Source organism: Streptomyces sp. NPDC059917, from assembly GCF_042730635.1.
Taxonomy (GTDB): Bacteria; Actinomycetota; Actinomycetes; order Streptomycetales; family Streptomycetaceae; genus Streptomyces.
The window spans coordinates 178,270-204,534 of record NZ_JBHWLC010000004.1 but is presented as its reverse complement, the minus strand read 5'-3'; the positions used below and the strand labels follow the sequence as shown (position 1 = coordinate 204,534).

The 26,265-nt window shown below is 73.5% G+C and carries 22 protein-coding genes; 15 read left to right on the top strand and 7 right to left on the bottom strand.

Going from position 1 to position 26,265, the window contains the following annotated elements:
- The 3 genes from ACFWAR_RS04265 to ACFWAR_RS04255 form a co-directional block, all read right to left on the bottom strand.
- Positions 1-1,570: 4-alpha-glucanotransferase (locus ACFWAR_RS04265; RefSeq protein WP_385772843.1), on the bottom strand; the 1,570-nt coding region annotated here is incomplete at its 3' end.
- A 13-nt stretch (positions 1,571-1,583) separates the two neighbouring features.
- Positions 1,584-1,835, bottom strand: coding sequence for a hypothetical protein (locus ACFWAR_RS04260; protein WP_385772841.1), 252 nt, complete (start codon positions 1,833-1,835; stop codon positions 1,584-1,586).
- 251 nt (positions 1,836-2,086) lie between these two features.
- Positions 2,087-2,653, bottom strand: coding sequence for an HNH endonuclease (locus ACFWAR_RS04255; RefSeq protein ID WP_385772839.1), 567 nt, complete (start codon positions 2,651-2,653; stop codon positions 2,087-2,089).
- 377 nt (positions 2,654-3,030) lie between these two features.
- Between ACFWAR_RS04255 and ACFWAR_RS04250 the strand changes: the two genes are divergently transcribed.
- From ACFWAR_RS04250 to ACFWAR_RS04185, 14 genes are all read left to right on the top strand, one after another.
- Positions 3,031-4,068: a mechanosensitive ion channel family protein gene (locus ACFWAR_RS04250; protein WP_385772871.1), complete on the top strand. Its 1,038-nt coding sequence runs from the start codon at positions 3,031-3,033 to the stop codon at positions 4,066-4,068.
- A 171-nt stretch (positions 4,069-4,239) separates the two neighbouring features.
- Positions 4,240-5,469, top strand: a complete 1,230-nt coding sequence (locus ACFWAR_RS04245; protein WP_385772837.1) for an ROK family transcriptional regulator — start codon at positions 4,240-4,242, stop codon at positions 5,467-5,469.
- A 220-nt stretch (positions 5,470-5,689) separates the two neighbouring features.
- Positions 5,690-7,027: an extracellular solute-binding protein gene (locus ACFWAR_RS04240; protein WP_385772835.1), complete on the top strand. Its 1,338-nt coding sequence runs from the start codon at positions 5,690-5,692 to the stop codon at positions 7,025-7,027.
- A 3-nt stretch (positions 7,028-7,030) separates the two neighbouring features.
- Positions 7,031-7,972 carry a carbohydrate ABC transporter permease gene (locus ACFWAR_RS04235; RefSeq protein ID WP_385772833.1) on the top strand — a complete coding sequence of 314 codons (942 nt, stop codon included), beginning with the start codon at positions 7,031-7,033 and terminating at the stop codon, positions 7,970-7,972.
- A complete protein-coding gene (locus ACFWAR_RS04230) occupies positions 7,965-8,882 on the top strand; it encodes a carbohydrate ABC transporter permease (protein ID WP_385772831.1) in 918 nt (305 codons plus the stop codon). Before ACFWAR_RS04235 ends, ACFWAR_RS04230 begins: the two co-directional genes overlap by 8 nt.
- Before the next feature lie 5 nt (positions 8,883-8,887).
- The gene (locus ACFWAR_RS04225; protein WP_385772829.1) at positions 8,888-10,153 is read left to right on the top strand and encodes a 6-phospho-beta-glucosidase; all 1,266 of its coding nucleotides are present in this window, start codon (positions 8,888-8,890) and stop codon (positions 10,151-10,153) included.
- Entirely contained in the window at positions 10,144-11,202 is a 1,059-nt protein-coding gene (locus ACFWAR_RS04220; RefSeq protein ID WP_385772827.1) for an N-acetylglucosamine kinase, read from the top strand. Before ACFWAR_RS04225 ends, ACFWAR_RS04220 begins: the two co-directional genes overlap by 10 nt.
- Before the next feature lie 170 nt (positions 11,203-11,372).
- Positions 11,373-12,770 carry a hypothetical protein gene (locus ACFWAR_RS04215; protein WP_385772825.1) on the top strand — a complete coding sequence of 466 codons (1,398 nt, stop codon included), beginning with the start codon at positions 11,373-11,375 and terminating at the stop codon, positions 12,768-12,770.
- Complete coding sequence (locus ACFWAR_RS04210) at positions 12,770-13,804, top strand: glutamate ABC transporter substrate-binding protein (protein WP_385772869.1); 1,035 nt, start codon at positions 12,770-12,772, stop codon at positions 13,802-13,804. Before ACFWAR_RS04215 ends, ACFWAR_RS04210 begins: the two co-directional genes overlap by 1 nt.
- A 38-nt stretch (positions 13,805-13,842) precedes the next feature.
- A complete protein-coding gene (locus ACFWAR_RS04205) occupies positions 13,843-15,102 on the top strand; it encodes a hypothetical protein (RefSeq protein ID WP_385772823.1) in 1,260 nt (419 codons plus the stop codon).
- The gene (locus tag ACFWAR_RS04200) at positions 15,099-17,945 is read left to right on the top strand and encodes a tetratricopeptide repeat protein (RefSeq protein ID WP_385772821.1); all 2,847 of its coding nucleotides are present in this window, start codon (positions 15,099-15,101) and stop codon (positions 17,943-17,945) included. Before ACFWAR_RS04205 ends, ACFWAR_RS04200 begins: the two co-directional genes overlap by 4 nt.
- A 3-nt stretch (positions 17,946-17,948) precedes the next feature.
- Positions 17,949-19,424, top strand: a complete 1,476-nt coding sequence (locus ACFWAR_RS04195; protein WP_385772819.1) for a PP2C family protein-serine/threonine phosphatase — start codon at positions 17,949-17,951, stop codon at positions 19,422-19,424.
- 44 nt (positions 19,425-19,468) lie between these two features.
- The gene (locus ACFWAR_RS04190; RefSeq protein WP_385772817.1) at positions 19,469-20,800 is read left to right on the top strand and encodes a VWA domain-containing protein; all 1,332 of its coding nucleotides are present in this window, start codon (positions 19,469-19,471) and stop codon (positions 20,798-20,800) included.
- Between the two features lie 34 nt (positions 20,801-20,834).
- Positions 20,835-21,773, top strand: coding sequence for an FHA domain-containing protein (locus ACFWAR_RS04185; protein WP_385772815.1), 939 nt, complete (start codon positions 20,835-20,837; stop codon positions 21,771-21,773).
- Here the strand turns inward: ACFWAR_RS04185 and ACFWAR_RS04180 are convergent.
- Complete coding sequence (locus ACFWAR_RS04180) at positions 21,754-22,752, bottom strand: methyltransferase domain-containing protein (RefSeq protein ID WP_385772813.1); 999 nt, start codon at positions 22,750-22,752, stop codon at positions 21,754-21,756. The two genes, ACFWAR_RS04185 and ACFWAR_RS04180, sit on opposite strands and share 20 nt — an antisense overlap.
- A gap of 123 nt (positions 22,753-22,875) precedes the next feature.
- Here ACFWAR_RS04180 and ACFWAR_RS04175 point away from each other — a divergent pair, with 123 nt between their 5' ends.
- Positions 22,876-23,280, top strand: coding sequence for a globin (locus tag ACFWAR_RS04175; protein ID WP_385772811.1), 405 nt, complete (start codon positions 22,876-22,878; stop codon positions 23,278-23,280).
- An 8-nt stretch (positions 23,281-23,288) separates the two neighbouring features.
- On the opposite strand, the gene ACFWAR_RS04170 is transcribed toward ACFWAR_RS04175, so the two are convergent.
- The 3 genes from ACFWAR_RS04170 to ettA are packed head-to-tail and all read right to left on the bottom strand — an operon-like array spanning position 23,289 to position 26,135.
- Entirely contained in the window at positions 23,289-23,999 is a 711-nt protein-coding gene (locus ACFWAR_RS04170) for a hypothetical protein (protein ID WP_385772809.1), read from the bottom strand.
- Entirely contained in the window at positions 23,996-24,451 is a 456-nt protein-coding gene (locus ACFWAR_RS04165) for a thioesterase family protein (RefSeq protein WP_354380305.1), read from the bottom strand. Before ACFWAR_RS04165 ends, ACFWAR_RS04170 begins: the two co-directional genes overlap by 4 nt.
- Positions 24,452-24,470: 19 nt before the next feature.
- Entirely contained in the window at positions 24,471-26,135 is a 1,665-nt protein-coding gene (gene ettA, locus ACFWAR_RS04160) for an energy-dependent translational throttle protein EttA (RefSeq protein ID WP_385772807.1), read from the bottom strand.
- Between the last annotated feature and the right edge of the window lie 130 nt (positions 26,136-26,265).

Below are 26,265 nucleotides of genomic sequence, written 5' to 3'. Positions count from 1 at the left end.
CGCCGCCCGCCCAGTCGCGCTCGAACCACAGCACCGAGGTGCCGAGCACCCCGCGCCGGGCGAGGGCCTCGCGGACCCCCGGTGCCACGGTCCCGAGGTCCTCGCCGACGACCGGCGCCCCGGCCCGGTGGGCCTCCAGCACCAGGACCGCGAGCATGGCCTCGCCGTCGTACGAGACGTACGTGCCCTCCGCGGGCGGGGTGCCCCGGGGGATCCACCAGAGCCGGAACAGGCCCATGACGTGGTCGATCCGCAACGCCCCGGCATAGCGGAACACCCCGCGCAGCAGGTCCCGCAGGGGCGCGTAGCCCGAGGCGGCGAGCCGGTCGGGGCGCCACGGCGGCAGCCCCCAGTCCTGCCCGCGCGCGTTGAACGCGTCGGGCGGGGCCCCGACGCAGGCCCCGGTGGCGTACGTACCGGGCGCGGCCCGCACGTCGGCGCCCTCGGGGTGCGCCCCGACCGCGAGGTCGTGGACGATGCCCACCGACATCCCCGCCTCCCGCGCCCCGTGCTGGGCGGCGGCGAGCTGCGCGTCGGTCAGCCAGGCCAGCCAGCCGTGGAAGGCCAGCTCCGCGGGCCCGGCCGAGGCGTCCGCGGGCCAGGCCGAGGGGTCGGCCCCGTACCGCTCCGCCAGTGCGCACCACTCGGCGTGCCCGGCCAGCGCGGGCCCGCCCTCCGCGCGGAAGCGCTCCAGGGCGGCTTCGCGGTCCGCCCCGCGCGGGACGGCGTACAACAGCTCCAGGGCGGCCCGCTTGAGGGCCCACACCGCGTCCCGGTCGATCAGGGCGTCCTTCTCCAGCACCAGGCGGCGCAGCCGCGCGCCGCGTGCGGCCAGCTCGGCCAGGGCCACCCGGTCCGGGCAGGCGGCGTACTCGGGGAGGTCCTCGATCCGCAGGTGCACCGGGTCGGGGAAGCGGCGCGAGGAGGGGCGGTAGGGCGAGGGGTCGGTCGGCGTGCCGGGGACCGCCGCGTGCAGCGGGTTGACCTGGACGAAGCCGGCGCCGTGGGTGCGCGCGGCCCAGCGCGCGAGCCGCGCGAGGTCCCCGAGGTCGCCCATGCCCCAGGAGTCCTCGGACAGCAGCGAATAGAGCTGCACGAGCAGCCCGTGGGCGCGCTCCGGCGCGGCCGGCGCCCGGTCCGGGGCCACGATCAAGGTGGCCGCGCCGGTCCGCCCGTCGGGCCGGGTCACGCTGATCCGGTGCACCCCCAGCGGCAGCCCGGCGGCCGGGAGCGGCCCCCGCGGACCGGTCTCCCAGACCAGCGGTTCGCCCGCACTCCCCTCCTCCGCCTCCGGCACCAGCCGGACCTCGGTGCCCGGCGGCAGCGCGACGAGGGCGGCGGGGGGCTCGGCGCCCGCCCAGTGCACCAGGGTGACCGGCAGCAGGCGCTCGGCCGCCTCCCGCTCGGCGCGCGCGAGCGCGGCCCGTACCGCCTGCGGGGTTCCGGCGTCGACGCCCAGCAGCCCGAGCACGGCCACGACCGTCCGCTCCGGCACCTGGACCGTGACGCCCTCGGAGGGGTGGTAGGAGGTGGCGACCCCGTGGTGGGCGGCGAGCCGGGCCAGGTCCATGCGTATCCCTCGGCTAACCCGCGGCGGCGGCGGGGGTGGTCGGCTCGCTGGTCAGCGGAGCCTCGTCGGTGAGCGGCGGTTCGCTGGTGAGCGGCGCGTGCGCGGTGTCGGCGAGCGGGGACTCGCTGGTCAGCGGGCCGGCGGCGGCGCCCTCGATCACGGAGAGCCGCCGGGGCAGGTGGGCGAGCAGGGGTACGGCGGCCACGGCGGGGGCCGGTCTGGAGCGGGCGGGGCGGGCGGGCTGGTGGGCGGGGCGGGCGTTCACGGCGACTCCTCGCATGGCTGACGACGCGCGGGCGGGACCCGTTACGGGGAACACCGCAGCCCTACCCATCCGGCGGTGCCGCATTCCCGGCGGTTCCGGTCAGAACGCCCGCCTCCGGCGGAACCCGAGCCTCCGCCCCGCGGCCGGCCGGGCGGGGCCCTGCGCCCCGCTCCCGCGGCACGGCGCACTGGAGCCCGGACGGGCGCGCGGACCGCACCGCACGCCCCCGGGATCGCACCAACCGCCGGGTCTCAGGACACCGCCGCGCCGATGCGGGCCGGGTCGGAGGCGGCCACGCCGATGCGGTCGAGCGCGTCGGCGGCCCCGTACGGCTGGAGGTAGGGCATCCAGCACGGGTCCCGGTGCCCGGTGCCGATGATCCGCCAGGCCAGTCCCGACGGCGGGGCGGGCTGGTGGCGCAGCCGCCAGCCCAGTTCCAGCAGGTGCCGGTCGGCCTTGACGTGGTTGCAGCGGCGGCACGCGGCGACGACGTTGTCCCAGGCGTGCTGACCGCCCCGGCTGCGCGGGATGACGTGGTCGACGCTGGTGGCGACGGCACCGCAGTACATGCAGCGCCCGCCGTCACGGGCGAAGAGCGCGCGCCGGGTGAGGGGAACGGGCCCCCGGTAGGGGACCCGCACAAATCGCTTGAGCCTGACCACGCTGGGCGCGGGGACGGCCCTCGTCGAGCTGTGCAGGAAGGCGCCGGATTCCTCCAGGGAGACCGCTTTGTTCTCCAGGACGAGGACCAGCGCACGGCGGAGCGGTACGACGCCGAGGGGCTCGTACGACGCATTGAGGACCAGGACGTGCGGCACGGACTGCCTCCTTGTACGCCGGCGGCGCGTGGCTCGCGCCGGGACGATCTGCCTTCCAGTCTCTCCTCACCGCTGGTCGAAGCGCCACCACGCGCCCGTAACGGGTCGGAGGTGTTTTCGCCCACATCGGCGGCACACCGGCGACGCACCGGCGGCACACCGGCCGTACGGGGACACCGTCGCGACGTGAGTCCCCTCTCTCCCCGGAACACGGCAACGGGGACACGGGGATTGCCCCGTTAGTGTGGTTGGTCTGCCCGCGCATCCGCCCCGGACCCCGTCCGGGGGTGTCCTCGCCGGGCGGACCGCTACGCCTGGAGGTTCCTGCCGTGCCCTGGCCCGCCGCCCCGTACACGCCGGCCGACGACGTACCCGTCGTGCCCCGCAACACCGAGGAAGCAACCCAGAGCGTCAACAACGCCGCCGGTTTCATCCAGGACAACTGGGCCGACTGGTTGTTCCTCGGCCTGAAGATCCTGCTGATCATCGTGATAGCGGCGGCGCTGCGCTCGGTGGTCCGCAAGTCGCTGACCAAGCTCATAGGCCGGATGAACCGCGGCGCGGAGGCCGTCGAGGGCACGGCCCTGGGCGGGCTGCTGGTCAACGCCGAGCGCCGGCGCCAGCGCTCCGAGGCGATCGGGTCGGTGCTGCGCTCGGTGGCGTCCTTCCTGATCCTGGGCACGGCCGGGCTGATGGTGCTCGGCGCCCTCGACATCAACCTCGGCCCGCTGCTGGCCAGCGCCGGTGTGGCCGGTGTGGCGATCGGTTTCGGCGCCCGGAACCTGGTGACGGACTTCCTGTCCGGCGTCTTCATGATCCTTGAGGACCAGTACGGCGTCGGGGACAAGATCGACGCGGGCGTGGCCTCCGGCGAGGTCGTCGAGGTGGGCCTGCGGGTCACCAAGCTGCGCGGGGACAACGGAGAGATCTGGTACGTCCGCAACGGCGAGATCAAGCGCATCGGCAACCTCAGCCAGGGCTGGTCGACGGCGGCCGTGGCCGTCCAGGTCAAGCCGTCCGAGAGCATGGGCCGCATCCGCGAGGCGATCCAGGCGGTCGCGGAGTCCATGGCGAAGGAGACGCCGTGGGACGAGCGGCTCTGGGGCCCGGTGGAGGTGCTGGGGCTGGACGAGGTGCTCCTCGCGTCGATGACCGTCAAGGTCTCCGCGAAGACCATGCCCGGCCAGCAGTTCTCGGTGGAGCGCGAGCTGCGCTGGCGGATCAAGGAAGCCTTCGACGACGCGGGCATCGGGATCGTCGGCGGACTGCCCGCGGCGGACGAGGAGGAGGCGGTGGACCCGTCGGCCGCCGTCGCCGCACCGTCCGCGCTGGCGAACCCGGCCTCGCCGCAGTCCATGGCCACCACCCCCATCCCGCCGCCCATCGGGCCGGGCATGCCCCGCATCACCAAGTAGGCGCGCCGGTCCGCGCGGCTCGCGCGGCCTTCCCGGCGCCGCGCCCACCGCCGCCCCCGCAGGTCGTTCCCCGCGGGGGCGGCGTCGTTCTCGCACCGCCATTGACATGGGCCGACAGCTGATAGGAAACTTACCTAACAGTTCACACCTGCGTCAGGGAGAGAACACCCCATGGCCAGCACCACCCCCGGAACCCCCAGCCTGCTGCGCGCGATGAACGACCGCGCCGCACTGGACCTGCTGCTGGCCCACGGCCCCCTGTCGCGGACCCGGATCGGCCGGCTCACCGGCCTCTCCAAGCCCACCGCCTCCCAGTTGCTGGCCCGGCTGGAAGCCCGGGGGCTGGTCGTGGCCACCGGCACCGCCACCGGACGCCCCGGACCCAACGCCCAGCTGTACGCGATCAACGCGCGAGCGGCCTACGCCGCCGGGCTGGACGTCACCCCGGGCCGCATCGTCGCCGCCGTCGCCGACCTCACCGGTGAGGTCGTGGGCAGCTGCGAGCTGCCCAACCCGGGCCCCGGCACCCCCGTGGTGGACCAGGTCACCCAGGCGCTCGGCGACGCCGTCAAGGCCGCCGGGCTCCAGCGCGGCGACGTCCACCGCCTGGTCATCGCCTCCCCCGGCTCCTTCGACCCGCGCACGGGGGTCCTGCGCTACGCCGACCACCTGCCCGGCTGGCACTCCCCCACCCTCCTGGAGGAGCTGGCGGCGGCGCTGCCCATGCCCGTCGAGTACGAGAACGACGTCAACCTCGCCGCCATCGCCGAGCAGCGACTGGGCGCGGCCCGCGGCCACGAGGACTTCGTCCTGCTGTGGAACGAGGAGGGCCTCGGCGCCGCCCTGGTGATCGCCGGACGGCTGCACCGCGGCTGGACCGGCGGCGCGGGCGAGGTCGGCTTCCTCCCGGTGCCCGGACGGCCCCTGGTGCGCCACGTGACCCGGGAGAACTCCGGGGGCTACCAGGAGCTGGCCGGCGTGGAGGTGCTGCCCGCGCTGGCCGCCGGGCTGGGCCTGGAGATGCCGTGGACGGAGCCGCTCGCGCCGGGCACTCCGGGGCACGCCGCCGAGGTGGCGAGCGCGGTGGCGCTGCTGGAGCGGGCCGCCGCCGAGCCCGTCGGAGCCCACCTGCGGCTGCTGGAGGCGTACGCCACGGCGCTCGCCACCGGTCTCGCCTCGCTGGTCTCCGTACTGGACCCCGAGATCGTGGTGCTCTCCGGCGCCGTGACCACCGCGGGCGGGGACCGGCTGCGCGAACTGATCGAGACCGAGCTCGCCGACCTCGCCCCGTCCCGGCCCCGGCTGGTCACCGGCGAGGTGCGCACGCGGCCCGTGCTGCGCGGCGCGCTGGAGAGCGCGCTCGCCGCCACCCGCGACGAGGTGTTCGACACCTCCCGCTGAGCCGCCCGCCCCGCCCCACCCCGCCCGACCGCGCCCCGCCGCGCCCCGCAGACCAACGGCTCCACCCGCTCCACCTGCCGCACCACCAGCGCTACCTGCCCCACCTGCCGCATCACCAGCACCACCTGCCGCACCGCCAGTTCCTCCCGCTCCTCCCGCTCCTCCCGCTTCTCCCGCTGGACCCCGACCGGACGTTCCCCGCGCAGAGAGAGACACCGCCATGCCCGGACGCACCCGCCGCCTCACCACCCTCGCGGCCGCACTCGCCGCGATATCCGCCCTCGCCACCGGGTGTACCGGGCAGAGCGGCGCCTCCTCCTCCGACGACCCGAACAAGGAGGTCACCCTCAACTTCTGGCACGGCTGGGTGGAGCCCCGCGAGGTCAAGGCCATCGAGGCCAACATCGAGCGGTTCGAGAAGGCGCACCCCAAGATCAAGGTCAAGGTCACCGGCAACATGACCGACGAGAAGATCAACCAGGCGCTGCGCGCGGGCGGCAGCAAGGCCCCGGACGTCGTCTCGTCCTTCAGCACCGACAGCGTCGGCAAGTTCTGCACCTCGCACGCCTTCGCGGACCTGAACCCCTTCCTCGCCAAGTCGGGCCTCGACAAGACCAAGATCTTCCCCAAGACCCTGCTGGAGTACACCCAGTTCAAGGGCAACCAGTGCACGCTGCCGCTGCTCAACGACGCCTACGGCCTCGTGTACAACAAGACCGCCTTCACCGCCGCCGGGATCACCGAACCCCCCAAGACCTGGAGCCAGTTCGTCGCGGACGCGCAGACGCTCACCAAGCAGAGCGGCGACAGCTACGAACAGCTCGGCCTGATGCCCACCTTCCACGGGTACGAGACCACCCCGATGCGGCTGGCCGCGCAGTGGAGCCCGACGTACTTCGGCGCCGACGGCAAGTCGAACCTGGCCAAGGACCCCGCCTTCACGAAGATGCTGAACGCGCAGAAGGACCTGGTCGCCAAGTTGGGCGGCTACGACAAGCTGGAGAAGTTCCGCACGACCTTCGGTGACGAGTGGAGCCCCGAACACCCCTTCCACAAGGGGCTGGTCGCCATGCAGATCGACGGCGAGTGGCGGGCCGCGATGGCGAAGGCGGCCGGGGCGAAGTTCGAGATCGCCACCGCGCCGCTGCCCGTGCCGGACGACCAGCTGGCCGACTACGGCAAGGGCTACCTGTCCGGCACCGTCATGGGCATCGCCGCCAAGAGCCCCAAGCAGACCGCCGCCTGGGAGCTGGTGAAGTTCATGACCACCGACACCGACGCGGTGGTGGCCTTCTCCAACGACATCCACAACATCCCCTCCACACTGGCCGCCCTGGACTCGCCGAAGCTCCAGATCACGCCGGAGTTCAAGACCTTCATCGACATCGCCAAGCACGCGAAGTCGAACACCACCCCGGCCCAAGCCGACGGCGGCACCTACCAGCTGACCTTCGCGGACTTCGCGTACGGGGTCGAGAAGGGCTCCGTGCCCGACCTCCAGGCCGGGCTCGCCAAGACCGACCAGCAGATCGACACGGACATCGCGAAGGCCGAGTAGTCCATGACGACCTTCACCCTGCGCGCGAAGCGGCGCCGCTCCGCGCTGCGGACCGCGGCCTTCATGTCCCCGTGGCTGATCGGGTTCGCGGTCTTCTTCGCCTACCCGCTGCTGTCCACCGTGTACTTCTCCTTCATGCAGTACGACGGCTTCCGCCCGCCGGTCTTCAACGGCCTGGCCAACTGGTCGTACGTCTTCACCAAGTCCCCGATGTTCTGGCCGGCGATGCGCAACACGCTGTGGCTGGTCGTGATCATGGTGACCTGCCGGGTGGCCTTCGGACTCGGCGTCGGCCTGCTCATCACGAAGATCAAGACGGGGACCGGGGTCTTCCGCACCCTCTTCTACCTGCCCTACCTGGCCCCGCCGGTCGCCGCGACCCTCGGCTTCGTCTTCCTGCTCAACCCCGGCACCGGGCCGGTCAACACGGTGCTGGAGGCCATCGGGCTGCCCGGGCCGGGCTGGTTCACCGACGCCGACTGGTCCAAGCCCGCGCTGACCGCGCTGGCGCTGTGGGGGGTGGGCGACCTGATGGTGATCTTCATGGCCGCGCTGCTCGACGTACCGAGGGAGCAGTACGAGGCCGCGGAGCTGGACGGGGCCGGGTCCTGGGCGCGGTTCCGGCACATCACCCTGCCGAACATCTCCCCGATCATCCTGTTCGCGGTGGTCACCGGGGTCATCCAGGCCATGCAGTACTACACGCAGCCGCTGATCGCGGGGAAGGTGGCGGCCGGCGTGATCGGCGGCTCGGGCCAGCAGTTCGAGCCCGGCTACCCGGAGAAGTCCACGCTGACCCTGCCCCAGCTCGTCTACAACCTCGGATTCCAGCGCTTCGACTACGGCACCGCCTGTGTGATCGCGCTCGTCCTCTTCGCCCTGTCCATGGCCTTCACCGCGCTCCTGATGCGGCGCCGTGGCGGACTGATCGGAAGCGGTGACTGAGATGGCCGTGACCACCGGCACGACCGTGCCCCCGAAGACGGCCCCGCCCGCCGCGCCGACCGGTCAGGCGACGGCCCGCCACCGCCGCAACGAGGTGCTGCACTGGGTCGCGGTCCACTCCCTCGGGGTGGCCGCCGCGCTCTTCTTCGTCCTCCCCTTCGTCTTCCTCTTCCTCACCTCGGTGATGAGCAACCAGCAGGCGCTCACCCGCGACCTGTGGCCGCACACCTGGGAGTGGGGCAACTACGCGAAGGTGTGGCACACCCCCGGGTTCCTCCTGTGGTGGCGCAACACCCTGCTCTACGCCGGGCTCGGAACGCTGCTGACCGTGGTGTCCTCGGTGCCCGTCGCCTACGCCCTCGCCAAGTTCCGCTTCCGCGGCCGGCGGCTCTCGCTGCTGCTGGTGATCTCGATGATGATGCTGCCGCCGCAGGTGGTGGTCATCCCGATGTACCTGTTCTGGGCCAAGCAGCTCGACCTGTCCGGGACGTTGTGGCCGCTGATCATCCCGATGGCCTTCGGGGACGCCTTCTCCATCTTCCTGCTCCGCCAGTTCCTGCTGACCATCCCGGACGAGTACCTGGACGCGGCGCGGGTCGACGGCTGCGGGGAGCTGCGGACGCTGCTGCGGGTCGTACTGCCCATGGCCAAGCCCGGCATCGCCGCCGTCGCGCTGTTCCAGTTCTTCGCCGCTTGGAACGACTACTTCGGCCCGCAGATCTACGCCTCCGACAACCCGGCCGCCTGGACCCTCAGTTACGGACTGGAGTCCTTCAAGGGCGCGCACCACACCAACTGGAACCTGACCATGGCCGCGACCGTGCTGGTCATGGCCCCGGTGATCGTCCTCTTCTTCTTCGCCCAGAAGGCGTTCGTCGAGGGCGTCACCCTGACCGGAGTGAAAGGCTAGGAAACATGAAACTCGCAGTAGTGGGTGGCGGTTCCACTTACACCCCCGAACTGATCGACGGCTTCGCCCGGTTGCGCGACACCCTGCCGATCAGCGAGCTGGTGCTGATCGACCCCGCGGCCGACCGGCTGGAGCTCGTCGGCGGGCTGGCGCGGCGGATCTTCGCCCGCCAGGGCCACCCCGGGTCGATCACCACGACCTCCGACCTGGACGCCGGGGTCGCGGACGCCGACGCCGTCCTGCTCCAGCTGCGCGTGGGCGGACAGGCCGCCCGGCAGCAGGACGAGACCTGGCCGCTGGAGTGCGGCTGCGTGGGCCAGGAGACCACCGGCGCGGGCGGGCTCGCCAAGGCGCTGCGCACCGTTCCGGTCGTCCTCGACATCGCCGAGCGGGTCCGGCGCACCAACCCGAACGCCTGGATCATCGACTTCACCAACCCCGTCGGGATCGTCACCCGCGCCCTGCTCCGGGCCGGGCACAAGGCGGTCGGCCTGTGCAACGTCGCGATCACCCTCCAGCGGCAGTTCGCCTCGCTGCTCGACGTGCCCCCCGGTGAGCTGCACCTGGACCACGTCGGCCTGAACCACCTCACCTGGGAGCTCGGGGTGCGCCGCGGCGGCCCCGGCGGGGAGGACCTGCTGCCGCGGCTGCTGGCGGAGCACGGGGACGCGGTCGCCGCCGACCTGCGGCTGCCGCGGGCGGTCCTGGACCGGCTCGGCGTCGTGCCCTCGTACTACCTGAAGTACTTCTACACGCACGACGAGGTGGTCCGGGAGCTGGGCGAGAAGCCTTCGCGGGCCGCCGAGGTGGCCGCGATGGAGCGGGAACTGCTGGCGATGTACGGCGATCCCGCGCTCGACGAGAAGCCGGCACTGCTGGCGAAGCGGGGCGGCGCCTTCTACTCGGAGGCCGCGGTGGACCTGGCGGCGGCGCTGCTCGGCGACGGCGGCAGCCCCGTGCAGGTGGTCAACACGCTGAACAACGGCACCCTGCCGTTCCTCGCGGACGACGCCGTCATCGAGGTGCAGGCGCGGGTCGACCGCTCCGGCCCGGTGCCGCTGGCCGTGCCCCGGCTGGACCCGCTCTACGCGGGGCTGATCGCGCACGTCACGGCGTACGAGGACCTCGCGCTGGACGCCGCGCTGCGCGGCGGTCGCGAGCGCGTGGCCAAGGCGCTCCTCGCGCACCCGCTGGTCGGGCAGTTCGACCAGGCCGAGCAGCTGACCGACCGGCTCCTCGCGCACAACAAGGAGCACCTGGCATGGGCGTGAGGGGCACCGTGCTGCTGGCCGTCGACGCGGGCAACAGCAAGACAGACCTCGCCCTGGTCGACGCGGACGGGTCGGTGCTCGTCACCGCCCGCGGGCCCGGCTTCCGCCCGCAGGCGGTCGGCGTCGCGGCGGCCTTCGACGCGATCGCCCCGGCCCTGGAGGAGGCCCGGGCGAAGGCCCGGGCCCTCGGCCTGCCGGTGGGTTCGGCCCACCTGGCGGACCCCGGTTCCGGTTCCGCTTCGGGCTCCGACTCCGACTCCGTCGGCGGGATCGCCCACGTGTCGGCCTGTCTGGCGGGCGCGGACCTCCCGGTCGAGGAGGAGGCGCTGACCGAGGGCCTGCGGGCACGGGGGTGGGGGCGCACCGTCGAGGTCCGCAACGACACCTTCGCCATCCTGCGGGCCGGTCTCGTGGGCAGCGGGCCCCCGCTGGGGGTCGCCGTGGTCTGCGGCGCCGGGATCAACTGCGTGGGTATGCGCCCCGACGGGCGCACCGCCCGCTTCCCGGCACTGGGCCAGCTCTCCGGCGACTGGGGCGGCGGGGGCGGCCTCGCCGCCGAGGCGATGTGGTGGGCGGCCCGGGACGAGGACGGGCGGGGCGGTCCGACCGCGCTGACCGCGGCCCTGCCGGCGCACTTCGGGTTGGCGTCGATGACCGAGCTGATCGAGGCCGTGCACCTGGGCGCGATCGCGCCGGAGCGCGCGCACGAGCTGGTCCCGGTGCTCTTCGCCGTGGCCGGGGCCGGTGACGCGGTGGCGCGCGCCCTGGTGGAGCGGCAGGCGGACGAGGTCGTGGCCCTGGCCGCGGTGGCGCTGGAGCGGCTCGACCTGCTGGAGGAGGAGGCGCCCGTACTGCTGGGCGGCAGCGTCCTGGCCGCCGGGCACGCCCGGCTCAACGACCGGGTCGGGGCGGGTCTCGCCGAACGGGCCCCGCTGGCCCGGGTGTCGGTGGTGACCGCGCCGCCGGTGCTGGGCGCGGGGCTGCTGGGGCTGGACGCGATCGGTGCGCCGGCTGCCGCGTACGGAAAACTCCGTGCCCATTTCGGGTGAACCCGCCCCGAGCCGGGTCATGTCTGGAACTGTGGCGGCCGTAGGAACGTATTGACGGTGAAGGAGTGCCGGGGGGCACATCACTTCAAGATCCAGCACCGGGTGCTGTGCTGAGCCGTCAGTACGGCCATACTGCTCCCGAGCAGTCCACGACCGAGGGGGAGGTCACGGTGGCCATCACATCGCGCGCACCCGCGTCCGCGCCCACGACCGCGCCCGGCCCCGTCGGGCCCGCCGGCGGCGTCCCGGCGCTGCCGGGGCGGCGCAGCGCCTGGGCGGAGGGCGTGGAGCGGCTGCGGGACGCGGCGACCACCGAGCCCGGGCGGCTGCGGATCATCGGGGCGGCCCTGGCCGCGCTGGTGCTCCTCTTCGGCGTGGTCACGGTCTGGGAGATCTCCGACCGGTCGGGCGCCGCCGACGACGTGGTCGGCCGCAGCCAGCCGCTCAGCGCGGACGCGGCGAGCATCTACCGCTCGCTGGCCGATGCGGACACGGCGAGCTCCAGCGGGTTCCTCGCCGGCGGTCAGGAGCCGCGCGAGGTCCGCGAGCGCTACGAGAAGGACATCGCCAACGCCTCGCGGCTGCTGGTCAACGCGGCGGCGAACACCGGCGGCGACGAGGAGTCCCGCAAGGAGATCTCGCTGCTCGGCGAGCAGCTGCCCCGCTACACCGGCCTGATAGAGCAGGCCCGGGCCACCAACCGGCAGGGGCTGCCGCTCGGCGGGGCCTACCTGCGCTACGCCAACGAGCAGATGAGCACCCAGCTGCTGCCCGCCGCGCAGCGGCTCTACCGGGCGGAGACCGACCGGCTCTACCAGGACTACGACGACGCCCGCGCGTTCCCCGTGGGCTCCTTCGGTACGGGCCTGCTCGCCCTCGGGGCCCTGGTCTGGGCCCAGCGGCGCAACTACCGGCGCACGCACCGCGTCTTCAACCACGGGCTGCTGGCGGCGACCGCCGCGTCCACGGTGGTCCTCCTGTGGCTGGCCGTGGGGCACACGGTGGCCCGGGCCGAGCTGAGCGAGGCCCGCTCGGGCGGGCAGGAGTCGCTCAAGGTGCTCAATGACGCCCGGATCTCCTCGCTCCAGGCGCGGGCCAATGAGAACCTCACGCTGATCGCGCGGGGCGCCGTCCTCGCCGACGACAAGAAGTCCGACAAGTACGACGTCGACTTCACCAAGAACATGAAGGACCTCGACGCGGGCCTCGCCAAGGCCGCGCGGCTCGCCGACGACACGAGCGGCCGCACGCCCGTCGCGCACGCCGTCGAGGGCGTCACCCAGTGGAAGCAGCGGCACGCGGCCGCCCGGGAGACCGACAACAAGGGCGACTACGACCTCGCGCTGCCCCAGGTCATCGGGGGCAAGGACAGCAGCGGGGCGTCCTTCGACACGGTGGACGCCTCGCTGGAGCAGGCCGTCGCACACGAACAGCAGGAGTTCACCCGGGCCGCGCGCGCCGGGCTCGGCGCCCTGGGCGGTCTGGTCACGGGCGGGGCGGCCCTGGCGGTCCTCGGAGCGGCGGCCGCGCTGCTCGGCATCGGGCGCAGGCTTTCGGAGTACAGGTGATGCGGATGCGAGGGCTGCGGGTGGAGCGAGGCGACGGCGGCGGGCAGGTCCCGCGGCGGCTGCGCGGCTGGGGCGGGGTGAGCGCGATGGCCGCCGCCTGCGCGGTGACGGCGGCCGCCGTCCTGCTGCCGCTGGCCCTGTCGGCCCCGGAGCCGGGGCGCACCGGCTCGGCCGACCGGGGCGTCGCCGCGCCCGCGGTGGCGCCGGCCGCCCCCGCCGTGGACGAGACCTGCCAGGACCCGGAGGCCAGCCTGCGGCCGGCGGGGGTGGACGGAGCGTCCATCGCCCGGATCAAGGCAGCGGGCAAGCTCGTCGCCGGTGTCGACCAGAACAGCTTCCGCTGGGGCTACCGCAATCCGGTCGACGGCAAGCTCGACGGCTTCGACATCGCCCTGGTGAAGGCGATAGCGAAGGACATCCTGGGCGACGAGAACGCGGTCATATACCGGGCGATCCCGACCAGTCAGCGCATACCCGCGCTGGTGGAGGGCCGGGTCGACATCGTCGTGCGGACCATGACGATCAACTGCGCCCGGCTCAAGGACGTCGCCTTCTCCACGGCGTACTTCGAAGCGGGCCAGCAGGTGCTGGCGCCCAAGGGCTCGCCCATCACGGGCTACGACGGCTCCCTCAAGGGCCGCAAGATCTGCACGGCGGCCGGTTCCATCGCCGAGAGCAAGCTCAAGGAGAACGGCTTCGGCTCGGTGTCGGTCACGGTCCCCAACCAGCTGGACTGCCTGGTGCGGCTCCAGCTGGGCGAGGTGGACGGCATCATCACGGACAACGCGCTCGCGGCCGGCCAGGCCGCGCAGGACCCGACGGTCAAGCTGGTCGGATCGCCCTTCACCAAGGAGTTCTACGGCGTCGCGATGAACAAGGACGCGACCGATCTGGTGCGCCGCATCAACAAGGTGCTGGAGAACTACCGGGCGGGCGGTGACGGCAGCCAGTGGGTCAAGGCCTACCGCACCCACCTGGAATCCGTCCTGCCCGGCATCCCCGGCCCGCCGACGCCCAAGTACCGGGACGGCTGAGCGCCGTGGCGGGAACAGAAGGAGCCGGGCCCGGGGTGATGGACCGGGACGACGTCGACCGCGCGCTGACCCGGCTCGACGCGGAGCACGAGGCCGTCGAGACCTCGCTGCTCGCCCTCCAGGACCACGCCGGGCGCCGCCTGCTGGAGGGCGCCGCCCTGGTCGGGATCACCCGCGAGCGGTGGGCCGCCGCCGACGCCGCCATCACCCGCCTGTGGACCTACTTCGACGCCTACAGCGGGGCGCTCAACGCTGCCCGGGAGCTGCGCGAGAGACGCCGCTGGCCGAGCCGCGAGGACCTGGTCGAGCTGACCGAGCGGCTGCGCGGCGCCGGGGTGATGATCGCGGGCGGCGCCGTGGAGGGCGCCCAGCTGGCCGAGCGCTACTCGCTCGCCGAGCTGGTCGCCCGGATGAACGAGCTGTACGCGTCGTCGCTGGACATGGTGGTGGCCGCCGACGCGGTGTGGTCGGCGCTGCCCGCCCGGATAGACCTGCTCTCCGCCGAACTGCACCGCACGCGCTCGCTGGCGCACTCCGTGGGCGTCCGCCCGGGCGCACACCCCTCGGGCGACGACCTGGAAGCGATCACCGCCGAGCTGGCGGAGCTGCGCGCCCGGGTCATCGAGGATCCGCTGGCCTTCTGGACGCCCACCCAGGGCAGTTCGGCGCCGGGCGGCGGGCGGCCGGACACCGCCCGCTACGACCGGGCGGCGCGCGCGCTGGAGGACGTGCGCCGCGAGGTGGAGGCGGTGCTGACCGTGCGGCAGGACGCCGAGCAGCGGCTGATCAGCCTGCGCGACGTGCTGTCACGGGCCGACCGGACGCTGTCGGAGGCGCGGACCGCGCGCGGCGAGGTGCTGGCGAAGATCGCGGCCTCCGAGGTACCGGCGGTCAGCGGACCGCCGACCGTGCTCCAGGAGCAGCTCGCGGCGGCCGCCGACTACCGGCGCCAGTCCCAGTGGCACCGGCTGTCCCCCCTGCTGGAGTCCCTGGAGGCCCGGGCCGAGGAGGAACTGCTGCGGGCCCGGGCGTCCTTGACGGCCGTGACCGCGCCGTTGGCGGTGCGGGCCGAACTCCGGGGCAGGCTGGACGCGTACCGGGCGAAGATGACCCGGCACGGAACGGCGGGAGACCCCTTGCTCGTTGAGCGGTACGACGCGGCACGGCGGATGCTGTGGAGCGCTCCCTGCGACCTACGGGCCGCCGAACAGGCGGTCCTGCGCTACCAGCAGGCGGCCGCCGAGTCCTTGGCGGCGCAGCAGGACCGGCCCGTCGGGCCGGGGAAGGAAGACGCATGAGCCTGATCGGGACTCCGTGCGGCCGGCCCGGCTGCCCGGGCACGTACGAGGACATGGGCGGCGGGGAGCTGTACTGCGACACCTGCGGACTGGCGCCGCTGCCGAGTGCCGCGCCCGCCGCCGGGGCCGCTTCGGCCGGAGCCACCTCGGCCGGAGGCGCGGCGACCGGAGCCACCTCGGCCGGAGCCGGCGAGCTGGTGTCGCCGCCCACCGGGATGACCAGCGCGGCGCGGGGCGCCGGAGCACGCGGTTCCCAGGGCTCGCAGCCCTCGGCGCGCGGTTCCGGCTCGGCCCGCTCCGCGCGGTCCTCGCGTTCCTCGTCCTCGCGGCGTTCGGTCTCGGGGCGGCTCTCGCGCGCCCTGTCCGGGACCGCCGCGTCCAGCCGCTCGGTGTCGGTGCGCAGTTCGGGCTCGGCGTCCGGGCCTTCGGGCCGCGGACGGCTCGGCGCCGGGCTGGTGTCCGTACCGGAGGTGCCGCGCCCCGATCCCTCGGCCGCGGTGCTGGAGAACCCGGAGGTCCCGGAGCGCAAGCGGTTCTGCTCGAAGTCGGACTGCGGGGCCCCGGTGGGTCGCGCGCGCGGCGACCGGCCGGGCCGGACCGAGGGGTTCTGCACCAAGTGCGGCCACCCCTACTCCTTCGTGCCCAAGCTGGCCTCGGGCGACGTGGTGCACGGCCAGTACGAGGTGGCGGGCTGCCTGGCGCACGGCGGCCTCGGCTGGGTGTACCTCGCCGTGGACCGGGCGGTCTCGGACCGCTGGGTGGTCCTCAAGGGCCTGCTCGACACCGGGGACCAGGACGCGATGGCCGCGGCCATCTCGGAGCGGCGCTTCCTCGCGGAGATCGAGCACTCCAACATCGTGCGGATCTACAACTTCGTCGAGCACCTCGACCAGCGGACCGGCTCGCTCGACGGCTACATCGTCATGGAGTACGTCGGCGGCAAGTCCCTCAAGGAGATCGCCAACGAGCGGCGCCGGTCGGACGGGCGGCGCGACCCGCTGCCGGTCGAGCAGGCCTGCGCGTACGGCATCGAGGCGCTGGAGGCCCTCGGCCACCTGCACAGCCGCAATCTCCTGTACTGCGACTTCAAGGTCGACAACGCGATCCAGCAGGCCGACCAGCTCAAGCTGATCGACATGGGCGCGGTCCGCCGGATGGACGACGAGGAATCGGCGATCTACGGCACGGTCGGCTACCAGGCGCCCGAAGTCGCCGAGCTGGGGCCCTCGGTGGCCTCCGACCTCTACACCGTCGCGCGCACGCTGGCGGTACTGACCTTCGACTTCCAGGGCTACACGAACATCTTCGTGGACAGCCTGCCGGACCCCGACCACATCGAGGTCTTCCGGCGCTACGAGTCCTTCTACCGGCTGCTGGTGCGGGCCACCGACCCGGATCCGGGGCGGCGGTTCGCCTCGGCGCAGGAGATGGCCGACCAGCTGACGGGCGTGCTGCGGGAGGTGGTCGCGCTCCAGACGGGCAGGCCGCGACCGCAGCTGTCCACCCTGTTCGGGCCGGAGGTGCAGGTCACCGACACCCTGCTGTTCTCCGAGGAGGCCGGGGCCGAGGTGTCCCGGCTGGGCGCGCGGGACGTGACGGCGCGGCGCGGCGGACCGTTCGGTCGGCGCCGCCCGGCGCCCTCCCCGGCCGTGGCCGCGGGGGGCGGCCACGGCGCGGTGTCCGCGGTGACGGCGACCGCTCCGGCTGCCGTGTCCGTCGTGGGCTCCGTGGTGCCCGTCGCGGGCGCCACCCCGGTGCCCGCGCTGGCGACGACGGCCACGCACATGACGGGCGGACCGGGGAGCCTCGCCGCGCGACCGGACCCGGCGGTGGCGTCCGTTCCGGCGCCACGGGCCGCCCCGCTCGTGGCCCCGCCCGCCGTACGGGCGTACCCCGCCGGGGTGCCCGGTTCCGCGGCGCTCGCCGGGCTGGACGCCCGGGGCACCGCGCTGGCCCTGCCGGTGCCGCTGGTGGATCCGGCCGACCCCAACGCCGGTTTCCTGGCCGCGCTGCTGGCGTCGGCGCCCGCCGATCTGCTGGGGGCGCTGGGGGCGGCGCCCGCCGACTCCGCCGAGCTGCGGCTGCGCGCGCTGCGGGCCCACCTGGAGCTGGGCGAACTCGCCGTGGCGGGCGAGACCCTGACCGAGCTGGAGGTCCACCACCCCGACGACTGGCGGGTGGTGTGGGCGCGCGGGATCGCCTCCCTGGCCACCGGGGACGACGAAATAGCGGCGCTGTCCTTCGACGCGATCTACGACGCCTTCCCCGGCGAGCCCGCGCCGAAGCTGGCGCTGGGCCTGTGCGCGGAGGTCCTGGGCCAGTTGGACAATGCCGCCGAGTACTACAGCCTGGTCTGGGTCACCGACCCGGGCTTCGTGAGCGCGGCCTTCGGGCTGGCCCGGGTGCAGCTGGCCGCCGGGGACCGGGTCGCGGCCGTGCGGACGCTGGAATCCGTACCGGAGTCGTCCATCCACCACACGGCCGCGCGGGTGGCGGCCGTACGGGCACGCTTGCGCGACCGCTCCCCCGAGGAGCCGCTCCTGGACGATCTGCGGGCGGCCTCCGGGCAGGTGGAGGCGCTGCGGCGGTTCGGTCTGGACGCCGTGCGCTACGAGGTGCTGACGGCGGAGGTTCTGGGCTCGGCGCTCGACTGGGTACTGTCGGGTAGCCGGGGTCCTGACCCCGGCCGGACCTCGCTGCTCGGCAGCCAACTGGACGAGCGGGGGCTGCGCTTCGGCCTGGAACGCTCCTACCGGGTCCTGGCCCGTCTGGCGCAGCGGGGCGAGGAGAGGATCGAACTGGTGGAACGGGCAAACCGTTTCCGTCCACGGACGTGGGTGTGAGTGATGTCGATGCATCGGCCGTCGGGCTGCCCCAGCTGTGCGGAACCGCTGGAAGAGGGTGACCTCTTCTGCGGGGTCTGCGGATACGCCCTGTCCGCGGATCCGCCGCCCCCGGACGACCACCCGACGGTCGCCCTGACGCCCCCCGGTCGGGCGTCCGCCCGGCCCGACTTCCCGCCGTCGGCCGGTACGCCGGAGCCCTCGGGCCCCGCGGGCTGGTCCGACGCGTCGCACGTCGCGGGCCCGGCGCCCGCGCCGGCTCCGGCGCCGTACCCGCCCGGGCGGACGGCCGCCTCCGCCGCCGCTCCCGGTTCCGGTTCGCCTTCCGGTTCCGCTTCCGGTTCTGCTTCCGGTTCTGCTTCCGCCGCGCGGGCCGAGGCGACCGCGGGGAGCGCCGGGTACGGCGCGGGATGGTCGGCCACGGCCGGGGCCGCCGCGCCCGTGCCGACCCTCGTCGACGAACCCGCCGGGTGGGGCGTCGCCGCGCCCGAGGGAGCGACCACCGACCACCCCGGAATCGGTGCGGCCGCGGGTGCGCCCGCGCCCGTGGCGGCGACCGGCCCCGGCGGCGAGTCGACCGGCAAGACCTGCGTCGCCTGCCGCGCGGGCCGCGTCGACACCGACGGCTACTGCGAGCACTGCGGCCACGCCCAGCCCCGCGAGCGGGACCACCTCGAAGAGGAGCTCGGCAGCGTCGCCGCCGTCAGCGACCGGGGCCTGCGCCACCACCGCAACGAGGACTCCTTCGCGGTCGCGGCCACCGCGCTGCCCGACGGCAGCGCGGCGACCGTCGCCATCGTCTGCGACGGCGTGTCCTCGGCCAGCCGCCCCGACGAGGCCTCCGCCGCCGCGGCCGTCGCCGCCAACGAGGCCCTGCTGGACGCGCTGCCGCGCGGCGCGCTGCCCCAACAGGCCATGCACGAGGCGATCCTGGCCGCCTCCACCGCCGTCAACGCCCTGGCCCCGGAGGTCCCCGGCGCGCAGAACGCCCCCGCCTGCACCCTCGTCGGCGCGGTCACCGCGGGCGGGCTGCTGATCATCGGCTGGGTCGGCGACAGCCGCGCGTACTGGGTGCCCGACGACCGCTCCGCCCCGCCCGCCCGCCTCACCGAGGACGACTCCTGGGCGGCCCAGATGGTCGCGGCGGGGCTGATGAACGAGGCCGAGGCCTACGCCGACGTCCGCGCCCACGCCATCACCGGCTGGCTCGGCGCCGACGCGTACGAACTGGAGCCGCACACCGTCGCCTTCAAGCCCGACCGGCCCGGCGTCGTGGTCGTCTGCACCGACGGACTGTGGAACTACGCCGAATCCGCCCAGGACATGGCCCGGGTCCTGCCCACCGACGCCGCCGCCCGACCGCTGCACAGCGCGCAGGTGCTGGTCGGCCACGCCCTGGACGGCGGCGGCCACGACAACGTGACCGTGGCCGTCGTGCCCTTCGCCGTCCCCGAGGCGGCCGCCGCACCCGCCGCCTGACCGCCCGCCAACCAGCCCGTCGCACACCCGAGGAGACCGTCCTGATGGCGAACTTCGCCAAGCCGAGCGCACCGCGCTTCACCGTGGAGGTGTACCAGAACGAGTTCCTCCCGGTGGGCGGGCAGGACGTGCACGCCATCGTGACGGTCACGTCCACCGGCGGCGCGGCCGCGACCCGCGTCGCGACCCCGGGCAGCGGCGCGGCTGTCGTGATCATGGTCGACTGTTCGGGGTCCATGGCGTACCCGCCCGCCAAGATGACCGGCGCCCGGGAGGCCACGGCGGCCGCGATCGACACCCTGCACGACGGGACCTCGTTCGCCGTGATCTCCGGCACCCACGTGGCCCGCGAGGTCTACCCCGGCCAGGGCCGCCTCGCGGTCGCGGACCCGGTCACGCGCGCCCAGGCCAAGGGCGCCCTCGACGCGCTCACCCCCGGCGGCGGCACCGCGATCGGCACCTGGCTGCGCCTGGCCGACGGCCTGCTGCGCCAGTCCCCCGCGACCATCCGGCACGGCATCCTGCTGACCGACGGCCGCAACGAGCACGAGAGCCCGGAGCTGCTGCGCACCACCCTCGACGCCTGCGCCGGGCGGTTCACCTGCGACGCCCGCGGGGTGGGCACCGACTGGGAGGTCAAGGAGGTGACCGGCATCGCGAGCGCGCTGCTCGGCACCGCCGACATCGTGGCCGATCCGGCCCACCTGGCCGAGGACTTCACGCTCATGATGGAGAACGTCATGGGCAAGGAGGTCGCCGACGTCGCGCTGCGGCTGTGGAGCCCGGTCGGCGCGGAGATCCAGTACGTCAAGCAGGTCGCGCCCGCCGTGCAGGACCTGACCGACCGGCGGACCGCGGCGGGCCCGCGCGCCGGTGACTACCCGACGGGTTCCTGGGGCGACGAGTCCCGCGAGTACCACGTCTGCGTCCGGGTGCCCGGCGCCTCCATCGGCCAGGAGATGCTCGCCTCCCGGGTCTCCCTGGTCCTGCCGGGCCGGGAGGGCGAGGCGGCCACGATGCTCTCCGAGTCCCAGGGGCTGGTCCGCGCGGTGTGGACGGACGACCTGGCCGCCTCCACCGCGATCAACGCGCAGGTGGCCCACTACACCGGCCAGGCCGAGCTGGCCGAGGTCATCCAGCAGGGCCTGGAAGCACGCAAACTGGGTGATATCGACGGCGCCACCGCCAAACTCGGCCGTGCCGTGCAGCTGGCCGGTGTGTCCGGGAACGAGGACACTGCGAAACTGCTGGCAAAGGTGGTGGATGTCGTGGATGTCGCTGCGGGTACTGTGCGGCTGAAGGCGAAGGTCGCCGACGCCGACGAGATGACCCTCGAAACGCGGTCGACACAGACCGTTCGAGTGAAGCGAAACTGACGTCCCGACGCAGGGAGAAGGGGGAACGGCCGACATGCCGACCTGCCCGAACGGGCACCAATCGGTCTCCGACGACTGGTGCGAAGTATGCGGTCACCGCATGGCCCCCGCGGCGGGCCACGAGCCTCCCGCGCCGCCCTCCTACGACTACGGCAGCTTCCCGATGGCCGGGGGCGAGCCCACCGCGCAGGCGGAGCTGTGTCCGCAGTGCCGGACCCCGCGCGAGGCGATGGCCCCGTACTGCGAGGAGTGCCGCTTCAACTTCCTGACCCGGACGGCGACCTCGTACACGCCGATAGCGCCGAACCCGGCGACCACCCCCGGGCCCGCCCCGGTCCGCGGCCCCGGGACCACGGGTGCGCAGCCGCTGCCGACCGCGGAGGCCTCGTACGCCCAGGACCCCTACGAGTACCGCGATTCGCGGCCCTCGCAGGTCAACCGGCCCGCCGAGTCCTTGCAGCGCGAGGACGACTGGGTGCTGCCGCCGCCGGTGCAGGAGCAGCCGCCGCAGGCCGAGTACCGCCCGACGTACCAGCAGCCGGAGCAGGTCCCGATCCCGCCCCAGGGCGGCGCCTGGACCGCGACGATCGGCCCCGACCGGTCGTACTTCATGGCCATGATGCAGCGCAGCGGCCCCGAGGCCGCGGGGCTCAACCTGCCCGCGTACTCACCGGAGCAGCACCTCCCGCTGTCCGGCGGCCAGATCACCATCGGCCGCCGCCGCGCCTCCACGGGCGAGTCCCCGGACGTCGACCTGTCGGTGCCCCCGGAGGACCCGGGCGTCTCGCACGCCCACGCGGTCCTGGTCCAGCAACCCGACGGCAGCTGGGCCGTGGTGGACCAGAACTCCACCAACGGCACCTACATCAACGGCGGCGAGGACCCGATCCAGCCCTACGTGCCGGTCCCGCTGCGCGACGGCGACCGCGTCCACGTCGGCGCCTGGACCACGGTCACCGTCCGCCGGGGCTAGGCTCCGCCGCGTCTCCCAGGGGCCAGACGTACGGTCCCTGGGGGTCGTCCAGCCAGGACCACTGGCCCTCGTCGGTGACCGTCACGCCGAAGCGCTCGCGCGGCGGCCGGTCCTCGCGGCGCCACAGGTCCAGGGCCTCGCGGGGATGCAGCACGCCCGCCGTGAGGATCAGCATGAACTGGAAGCGCTCGTTCTCCAGCAGCTCGTACGGGAGCCCGCCCGCCACCCACGGGGGCGAGGCCCCTGCTCCGCGCAGCGGGACGAAGTACGCCGAGGTGTGCAGGAACCGCCCCTCCGCGAAGCCCGCGTCCCGCACCCGCAGGGCGATCAGCCCCGTCGACAGCGGCGCCAGCACGCGCGCGCCCGGGCGGCACTGGGGCAGCCAGGCGGCCGGGACCAGCGGCAGGGTGCAGGTGACGATGATCCGGTCGAAGGGGCCCCGGGCCGGGCATCCGCGCGCCCCGTCCCCGGTGACCACGGCCGGGTGGTAGCCGAGCTGCGCGAGGTGGGCCCGGGCGGATTCGGTGATCTCCTCGTCCAGGTCGACCGTGGTGACCAGGCCCTCGCCGAGCCGGTGGCACAGCAGCGCGGCGTTGTAACCGGTGCCGGCGCCGATCTCCAGCACGTTGTCCCCGTCCCGGACCTCCAGCGCGTCCAGCATCCGCGCCATGAGGGACGGCTGGCTGCTGGAGGAGACCAGCTCGCCGTCGCGCAGCCGGGTCGCGAGCGGGGCGTCCGTGTAGACCCCGCGCAGCCAGCGGGCCCGGCGCTCGGGATCGGGGTCCTCGGCCCAGAGCCGCTCGTGGCCCGCGCCGCGGCCGGTCCAGAAGAAGGGGACGAAGACGTGCCGGGGCACGGCGGCGAAGGCCGCCAGCCAGGCGGGGTCGGTCAGCGCCCCGGCCGCGGTCAGCTCCCGCACCTGCGCCGAGTGGGCCGTCTCCCGCAGGTCGCGGGTCGCTCCGGTCTCCGTGCCGCCCATGGTTCCACTGTGCTGCCGACGCCGCGGCGCCGCCCGTCGGCCGGGCATCCACCGGGCGCCCGGTGGGCATCCGGTGGTCCTAGGACCGGGGTCCTCCGTCCGGGCGTCTGAGACGATGGTCGGGTGAACGAGATTCCGCGGAGCACCCTTCAGGAGCAGACCTTCTACGAGCAGGTCGGCGGCGAGGAGACCTTCCGCCGCCTGGTCCGGCGCTTCTACCAGGGGGTCGCCGAGGACCCGCTGCTGCGTCCGATGTACCCGGAGGCCGACCTGGGCCCCGCCGAGGAGCGCTTCGCGCTGTTCCTGATGCAGTACTGGGGCGGTCCGACCACCTACAGCGACGACCGCGGCCACCCGCGCCTGCGGATGCGGCACGCCCCGTTCCAGGTGGACCGGGCGGCGCACGACGCGTGGCTGCGGCACATGCGGGACGCCATCGACGAGCTGGGCCTGGCACCGGAGCACGAGGCCCAGCTGTGGCGCTACGTGACGTACGCCGCCGCCTCGATGATCAACACCGAGGGCTGAACCCGACGCTAGACGGGGCGGACCTGGAGCGCGCCCAGGCCGCCCTCGCCCGGGCGGCGGGTGACCACGGAGCCGTACGGGGTGCGCAGCCGCAGCCAGCTCCCGCAGGCCAGCAGCGCCACGGGCGCCGGGGCGTCGGGCACGGCGGGCTGCGGGGGCACGGTGGACCGTACCGGCCGCAGGAAGCCCAGGGACTGCGCGGCGTGCACGGCGCGCAGCGGCAGGGTGGTCTCGCCCAGGGTGCGGGACCAGATCTCGCGGCCGATCCGGTCGCGCTCGGCGCGGGTCCGGTGCGCGGCGGGCAGGGCCTCGTCGCGGGCGCGGAACTCGGCGACGGCCGCGGCCACGGCCGCGCGCATCGCGTCGGCGCCGGGCAGCCCCGGTACCTGCTGCCAACCGCCGCGGGGCGGCAGTACGCCCGTCCAGGGCGGCCCGGTGACGGCCGCGGGCACGATCGCGCTGCCCGAGGCCTCGTCGATCGCCTCCAGGAGCTCCCCGGCGGAGACGGTCCGGTCCAGCGCGGCGGCCGGCGGCTCCGCGAGCCGGGCCGTGCGGATCGCCAGTACCTCGAAGGACGGCGGGCGGCCGAAGACGGCGAGCGCGCCGCCGCCCACCTGGAGGCGGACCGCGGCGGCCCGGTCGTAGTGCACGAGCCGGCCCAGGAAGGCGGCGAGGTCCGCCGCCTCCCCGGAATCGGCGAGGCACAGCCGTTCGCTCATGCCGCGACGGCCCCTTCCGGGCCCGTGGGCTCGTCGAGGTACTTCTGCAGGAAGTGCTTCTCCTCGGCCGTGATGCGGCGGGGCCGCCCCTCGGCGAGGTTGTAGGGCACGACCACGGTCGAGGCCCGTACGTAGACCTGCTCGGGCCGGTCGCCCTCCGCCACGTCCTTGACCTCGTAGCCGATGGTCAGGGACGCGGCGCCTATCCGGGTCACCCAGGACTCGATGAGGACCGGCTCGTGACGGTGCACGAGGGGCAGCTTGTAGTCGATCTCGTGGCGGGCCACGACGGAACCGCCCGTGAAGGACTCGCTGCCCTCCCCCGGCGCCAGCCGGAACATGAAGTCGATCCGGGCTTCCTCCAGGTAGCGGAGGAAGACCACGTTGTTCACGTGCCCGAAGGAGTCCATGTCCGACCAGCGCAAGGGGCACCGGTAGAGGTGTCTGGCCATGCTTGTCTCAGCCTCAGTCTCAGCCGCGGGTGAGCTTCTTGTACGTGGCGCGGTGCGGACGGGTCGCGTCCGCGCCGAGCCGCTCGACCTTGTTCTTCTCGTACGACTCGAAGTTGCCCTCGAACCAGTACCACTTGGACTCGCCCTCGTAGGCGAGGATGTGCGTCGCGACCCGGTCCAGGAACCAGCGGTCGTGGGAGATGACCACGGCCGCACCCGGGAACTCCAGGAGCGCGTTCTCCAGCGACGACAGGGTCTCGACGTCGAGGTCGTTGGTGGGCTCGTCGAGGAGCAGCAGGTTGCCGCCCTCCTTGAGCGTCAGCGCCAGGTTGAGGCGGTTGCGCTCACCACCGGAGAGGACGCCGGCCGGCTTCTGCTGGTCCGGGCCCTTGAAGCCGAAGGCGCTGACGTACGCGCGGGACGGCATCTCGACCTGGCCGACGTTGATGTAGTCCAGCTCGTCCGACACGACGGCCCAGAGGGTCTTCTTGGGGTCGATGTTGGCGCGGCTCTGGTCGACGTAGGAGATCTTGACCGTGTCGCCGACCTTGATGGCGCCGGAGTCCGGCGTCTCCAGGCCCTGGATCATCTTGAACAGCGTGGTCTTGCCCGCGCCGTTCGGACCGATGATGCCGACGATGCCGTTGCGCGGCAGCGTGAAGGACAGGTCGTCGATGAGGACCTTGTCACCGAACGCCTTGGAGAGGTTGTTGACCTCGACCACGATCGAACCCAGACGCGGGCCCGGCGGGATCTGGATCTCCTCGAAGTCGAGCTTGCGCATCTTGTCCGCTTCGGCCGCCATCTCCTCGTAGCGGGCGAGACGGGCCTTGGACTTGGTCTGGCGGCCCTTGGCGTTGGAGCGGACCCACTCCAGCTCTTCCTTGAGGCGCTTCTGGCGCTTCTCGTCCTTGCGGCCCTCGACCTTGAGGCGGGTGGCCTTCTTCTCCAGGTACGTGGAGTAGTTGCCCTCGTAGGCGATGGCGCGGCCGCGGTCGAGCTCGAGGATCCACTCGGCGACGTTGTTCAGGAAGTACCGGTCGTGGGTGACCGCGATGACGCAGCCCTTGTACTGCGAGAGGTGCTGCTCCAGCCAGTTCACCGACTCGGCGTCGAGGTGGTTGGTGGGCTCGTCGAGGAGGAGCAGGTCCGGGGCCTCGATCAGCAGCTTGCAGAGCGCGACGCGGCGCTTCTCGCCACCGGAGAGGTTGGTGACGGGCCAGTCGCCGGGCGGGCAGCCCAGGGCGTCCATGGCCTGCTCCAGCTGGGCGTCGAGGTCCCAGGCGTTGGCGTGGTCCAGGTCCTCCTGGAGCTTGCCCATCTCGTCCATGAGCGCGTCGGTGTAGTCGGTCGCCATTTCCTCGGCGACCTCGTTGAAGCGCTTCAGCTTGGCCATGATCTCGGCGGCGCCGTCCTGGACGTTCTCCAGGACGGTCTTCGACTCGTCGAGCTTGGGCTCCTGCATGAGGATGCCGACGGTGAAGCCGGGCGACAGGAACGCGTCGCCGTTGGACGGCTGCTCCAGGCCCGCCATGATCTTCAGGACGGTGGACTTACCGGCACCGTTCGGGCCGACCACACCGATCTTCGCGCCGGGCAGGAAGTTCAGGGTGACGTCATCAAGAATCACCTTGTCGCCGTGCGCCTTGCGCGTCTTGCGCATGGTGTAGATGAACTCAGCCAAGAGAAACCGTCCGGCAGATCGATGGTGGGCAGATACACCCCATCTTGCCAGTCGTCCATACCCCGGGGCGAATGGGTAGGTCAGACCCCCCTGACCTGGACACCCTTCCCCACCCGGGCCGCGGGGCGGC